Annotated in this window: 4 protein-coding genes; 3 read left to right on the top strand and 1 reads right to left on the bottom strand. The window is 68.0% G+C overall.

Going from position 1 to position 4,770, the window contains the following annotated elements:
- The 3 genes from D7X55_RS35780 to D7X55_RS35770 form a co-directional block, all read left to right on the top strand.
- Positions 1-687: uracil-DNA glycosylase family protein (locus D7X55_RS35780; protein ID WP_233610264.1), on the top strand; the 687-nt coding region annotated here is incomplete at its 5' end.
- Between the two features lie 34 nt (positions 688-721).
- Complete coding sequence (locus D7X55_RS35775) at positions 722-1,729, top strand: esterase family protein (protein ID WP_120553117.1); 1,008 nt, start codon at positions 722-724, stop codon at positions 1,727-1,729.
- A gap of 13 nt (positions 1,730-1,742) precedes the next feature.
- Positions 1,743-2,768 (top strand): L-erythro-3,5-diaminohexanoate dehydrogenase, encoded by a 1,026-nt coding sequence (locus D7X55_RS35770; protein ID WP_120553116.1) that lies wholly within the window; start codon positions 1,743-1,745, stop codon positions 2,766-2,768.
- Here D7X55_RS35770 and D7X55_RS35765 read toward each other — a convergent pair.
- On the bottom strand, positions 2,765-4,519 hold the full coding sequence (locus D7X55_RS35765) for a glycosyl hydrolase family 18 protein (RefSeq protein ID WP_233610263.1): 1,755 nt from the start codon (positions 4,517-4,519) through the stop codon (positions 2,765-2,767). The genes D7X55_RS35770 and D7X55_RS35765 overlap by 4 nt on opposite strands.
- Positions 4,520-4,770: the final 251 nt, after the last annotated feature.

Here is a 4,770-nt window from a genome sequence, read left to right as displayed (position 1 = left end):
AGACAGGCCGCACCCCGCGCCCCCCTGGCCGCGTCGGCGCCGGCTCCAGCCATGCTCCTGGACGTGCCGAAGTCCACGCCCCGCTACAACGGCGCGCTGCCCGGCGTCGTGGAGGGCGAGCGCCCCACGCTGGATCAGATCCGCCGCGAGCTGGGCGACTGCCGCCGCTGCAAGCTGTGCACGAGCCGCAAGAACATCGTGTTCGGCTCCGGCAACCCTCGCGCGGACCTGGTGTTCGTGGGCGAGGGCCCCGGTGAGAACGAGGACCTCCAGGGCGTGCCCTTCGTGGGCCCCGCCGGGGACCTGCTCACCAAGATGATCGGCGCCATGGGCTTCAGCCGCAACGACGTCTACATCGCCAACGTCGTGAAGTGCCGCCCGCCCGGCAACCGCAACCCGGAGCCGGATGAGATCGCCGCGTGCGAACCCTTCCTGCGCTCGCAGCTGCTCGCCATCCAGCCGAAGGTCATCGTCGCGCTGGGCAAGTTCGCGGCGCAGACGCTGCTCCGGGACGCCACCCCCATCACCCGCATGCGGGGCCAGTGGCGCGAATACGAGGGCATCCAGCTCATGCCCACCTTCCACCCCGCGTACCTCCTGCGCAACAGCGCGGAGAAGCGCAAGGCGTGGGAGGACCTGCAGCAGGTGATGAAGCTGTTCGGCAAGCACCCGGGCTCCAGCGCCTAGAGCGCGCGGCGCACCGCGACCAGGAGAGGGAACGATGAAGGGCGTGCTCGAGACGCGTGAAGTGCATTCCCCCGCGCTGGAGAACAACCCACTGGGAGATCCGGCCCGCCGCCGGCTCACCGTGTACCTGCCGCCGGGCTACGCGGCGGGCACGCAGCGCTACGCCGTCGTCTACTTCCTGCACGCCTTCGGCAACGGCGGCGGCTCGTGGACCAACGCGTCCGGCTTCTCGCCCACCGTGCCGGAGCGCCTGGACGCGCTCATCGAGCAGGGCGCCATCCCGCCCGTCATCGGCGTGTTCCCGGACGCGTGGACGAAGCTGGGCGGCAGCCAGTGGGTGAACAGCGACGCCATTGGCCGCTACCGCGACTACCTGATCAAGGACGTCGTCGGGTTCGTGGACAAGACCTTCCGCACGCTGCCCAAGGCCGCGTCCCGCGCGGTGGTGGGCCACAGCTCCGGCGGCTACGGCGCGCTGGTGATGGGCCGCTACCACCCGGAAGTGTTCTCCCTGGTGGGCGCGCACGCGCCGGATTCCTACTTCGAATATTCGTACCTGCCGGACCTGCCCAAGGCCGCCACCGCGCTGATGAAGGCCGGCGGCGTGGAGGCGTGGGTGACGGACCTGCGCCAGCGCGCGAGCGCCACCAAGGTGCGCGGCGACGACTTCCCGGTCATCAACATCCTGGCCATGGCGGCGGCCTACTCACCCAAGAAGGGCGAGCCGCTCAACCTGGAGCTGCCCTTCGAGCAGCACAACGCGAAGCTGCGCCTGGACGTGTGGAACCGGTGGCTGGTGCACGACCCCGTGCGCTTCGTGCCCAAGTTCATGGACTCGTTCCGCAAGCTCAAGACGGTCTACCTGGACGCCGGCACGCGCGACGAGTTCAACCTGCGCTGGGGCACGCGCATGGTGGCGGACGACCTGAAGGCCGGCGGCGTGGACGTGGCGCACGAGGAGTTCGAGGACGGGCACTCCGGCGTGTCGTACCGCTTCGAGCGGTCGCTGTCGGTGCTGGTGCCGCTGCTGGCGCGGGACTGATAAGGGGGACGCCATGGATACCTACGGACTGTCGCGCGTCGTCGGAGAGAAGGGCGTGCTGCCGCAGCGCGCTCGCAAGCTGGACCCCTCGCTGCCGTGCCGCGAGGCGGAGCTGCTCATCGACGTGGAGAGCCTCAACATCGACGCCGCGTCCTTCAAGCAGATCAAGGACGACGTGGGCGGAGACCCCGCGCGCATCGCGTCCCGCATCCAGGACATCGTCCGGGAGCGCGGCAAGATGCAGAACCCCGTCACCGGCTCCGGCGGCATGCTCATTGGCCGCGTGAAGGAGCTGGGCTTGAAGCACCCCGCCAACGGCGTGCTCAAGCCGGGGGACCGCATCGCCACGCTGGTGAGCCTGACGCTCACGCCGCTCGTCATCGAAGAGGTGAAGGCGGTGCACGCGGACATCGACCGCGTGGACATCCGCGGCCACGCGCTGCTCTTCGCCAGCGGCATCTACGCGAAGTTGCCTTCGGACATGCCGGACACGCTGGCCCTGGCGGCCCTGGACGTGTGCGGCGCGCCCGCGCTGGTGGCGCGCCACGTGCGCCCGGGCATGACGGTGGCGGTGCTGGGCGCGGGCAAGAGCGGCGCGCTGTGCCTGGCGCAGGCCCGCCGCAGCCTGGAGAGCCGCGGCAAGCTGCTGGCCCTGGACATCTCCCAGAAGGCGCTGGACGCGCTGTCCGCCATCGGCCTGTGCGACGAGGCCCTGAAGGTGGACGCCACCCAGGGCGTGGACGTGATGGAGGCGGTGCAGAAGGCAACGGGCGGTCAGCTCTGCGACCTGGTGGTCAACTGCGCCAGCGTGGGCAACACGGAGATGGCGTCGCTGTTGTCCGTGAAGGACGGCGGCACGGTCATCTTCTTCTCCATGGCCACCAGCTTCACCACGGCGGCCCTGGGCGCGGAGGGCGTGGGCAAGGACGTCACCATGCTCGTGGGCAATGGCTACGTCCCCAACCACGCCGCCCTCACGCTGGAGCTGCTGCGCACCGAACCGGCGCTGCGGCAGCTCTTCGAGGCCCGCTACATCTAGGGCTTCAGGAAGGCCGAGTGCGTGGCCTTCAGCAGCGGATCCCTCTCACCCATCGGGGCGTTGGGGAAGTGGCCCTGGTTGATGGTCCAGATGATGGCGCCACCCAGGCCCTTCTCCCGCGCCCAGCGGCCCTTCTCCGAGATGGAGGCGACGTTCTCGTAGGAGATGTAGTTGCACGCCTGCGGGCCGAAGGCATTGGGGTAGCTGAGGTAGGGCACCTTGGCTTCCTCGTCCCAGTGCAAGCCGTCGTAGTCCTTATCGATGTAGAGCGACATGATGTTGAAGTAGCTCATCGCGTTGTCGCTCTTCTCCTCAATCGGCTTGCACTCCTTGAAATCGTCCAGCGGCTGACGCGGCTGCGTGACGCACTTCCAGCAGGAGCCGAAGAAGCCAATCCCCACGCCCATTCGCTGCGGAGGGACGCCCGCGTTGATGAAGGCCTGCACCGAGCTGGAGACGGAGGTGGGGTGGCCTCCGCCCTCGCCAAACAACGCGCTGGAATGCCAGCTGTCCCACTGAGGCCAGTTGCCGCTCATCTTGTAGGCCATGATGTTCATCTGGTCGACGCGGGCCGCGAGCTGCCGGTGAAACTCCGCTTCCTCCGCGTTCAGCGGGAAGTTGGCGTTCACCCAGCCCACGGGCACCGTGATGAGGATCTTCTCGTCCGCGGCGCGCAGCTCGTCCAGCAACGCCAGCAGCGGCGGGCCGTCCCCCTTGTTTAGCTCGATGGGCTCCCAGTCCACGTCGATGCCGTCGAACTCCAGCTCGTGCATGACCTCGATGAGCCTCTTCACGAAGTTGCGGCGCTTCTCGAGTGTCTCCGTCGCGCCTTTGAAGCCTGCGTGCTCGCCCTCGCCGCCCAGCATCAGCAGCGCCTTCTTGCCGGCTTCGTGGGCCCGCCGCGCCAGGACCTTCGCAGCCTTGGGGCCTTCAATCTCGCTGTAGTCAAAGGCGATGGGTTTCAGCGTGCCGTCAATCTTCGGGATGATGCGGCCCACCACCACATGCGTCAGCAATGACATGTCCACCGACTCCGGGGGGTACAGGCCATGCGCGTAGCCCACCCAGTAGCCCATCACCCAGTTCGTCGGGGCCCCGCCAGGACGCGGCGTCACTGGCGTTGAGGTGCGCACAGAAGGCCCTTCACCCACCTCATTGGCTGCGACAAGGGTGAAGGTGTAGGCGGTGCCGTTGGTGAGTCCCTCGATGAGGATGCCCGACGCCGGCGCGGTCACCGTCTTCGTGATGCCCCCGGGCTCCGCCGTCACCTTGATGTACGACAGCGGCCGGCCGCCGAAGCTCGCGGGCGCCACCCAGCTGACGAACGCCTGAGCATTGCCCGCCGTGGGCACCACCGAGCGCAGTCTCCCTGGCACCGTGGGATTCGGGATGCGCAAGCCCGCCTGCGGCGTCATCAGCTCCGTCTCCACGGAGGCCGGACCTTCGCCCAGCGCGCTCACCGCCGAGACCCTGAAGGTGTACGTCAAGCCGTTGGTCAGGCCTCGCACCAGGGTCTGCGTGTCAGGTGCCTTCACCAACTGGCCGCCGCAATCCGGGACGCAGCTCACGACGTAGTACAGCACAGGGCTGCCGCCATCGTTCGCGGGCACGGTCCACGTCACCAGCGCGGAGGCATCCCCCGCCTGCGCGACCACCTGCTGGGGCGCGGAGGGGGGCGAAGGCGGAACGTCGGGCTTGTTCCCGAGACCGAAATCACAACCACCCAACACCACGGCGAGTGTCAAAACCACCCATTGCTGCAACGGCTTTGACCAATGGCTGTTCATTCCCGCACTCCTGTCTGGACGCGGGCCGTTATGCGATAGGACCCCCTGTATGAGTCAACGCCGGGCGGAAAACTCCGGCAATTTTGTATGGTCGAGGATTGGGCTATTAAACTGACTAATCCCATCGCGACAGGTCATCACAGAACCTCCCTGGGTGGGAAACGCCGTCGACGGGGATGGCTGGTGAGCGGGGCGGCGGGCGGACAGGGCCGTCC

This window comes from Corallococcus sp. AB049A (genome assembly GCF_003668885.1).
In the GTDB taxonomy this organism is placed as follows: domain Bacteria; phylum Myxococcota; class Myxococcia; order Myxococcales; family Myxococcaceae; genus Corallococcus; species Corallococcus interemptor.
Note: the sequence above shows the minus strand (reverse complement) of the source record. Positions and strands in the feature narration are given on the sequence as shown.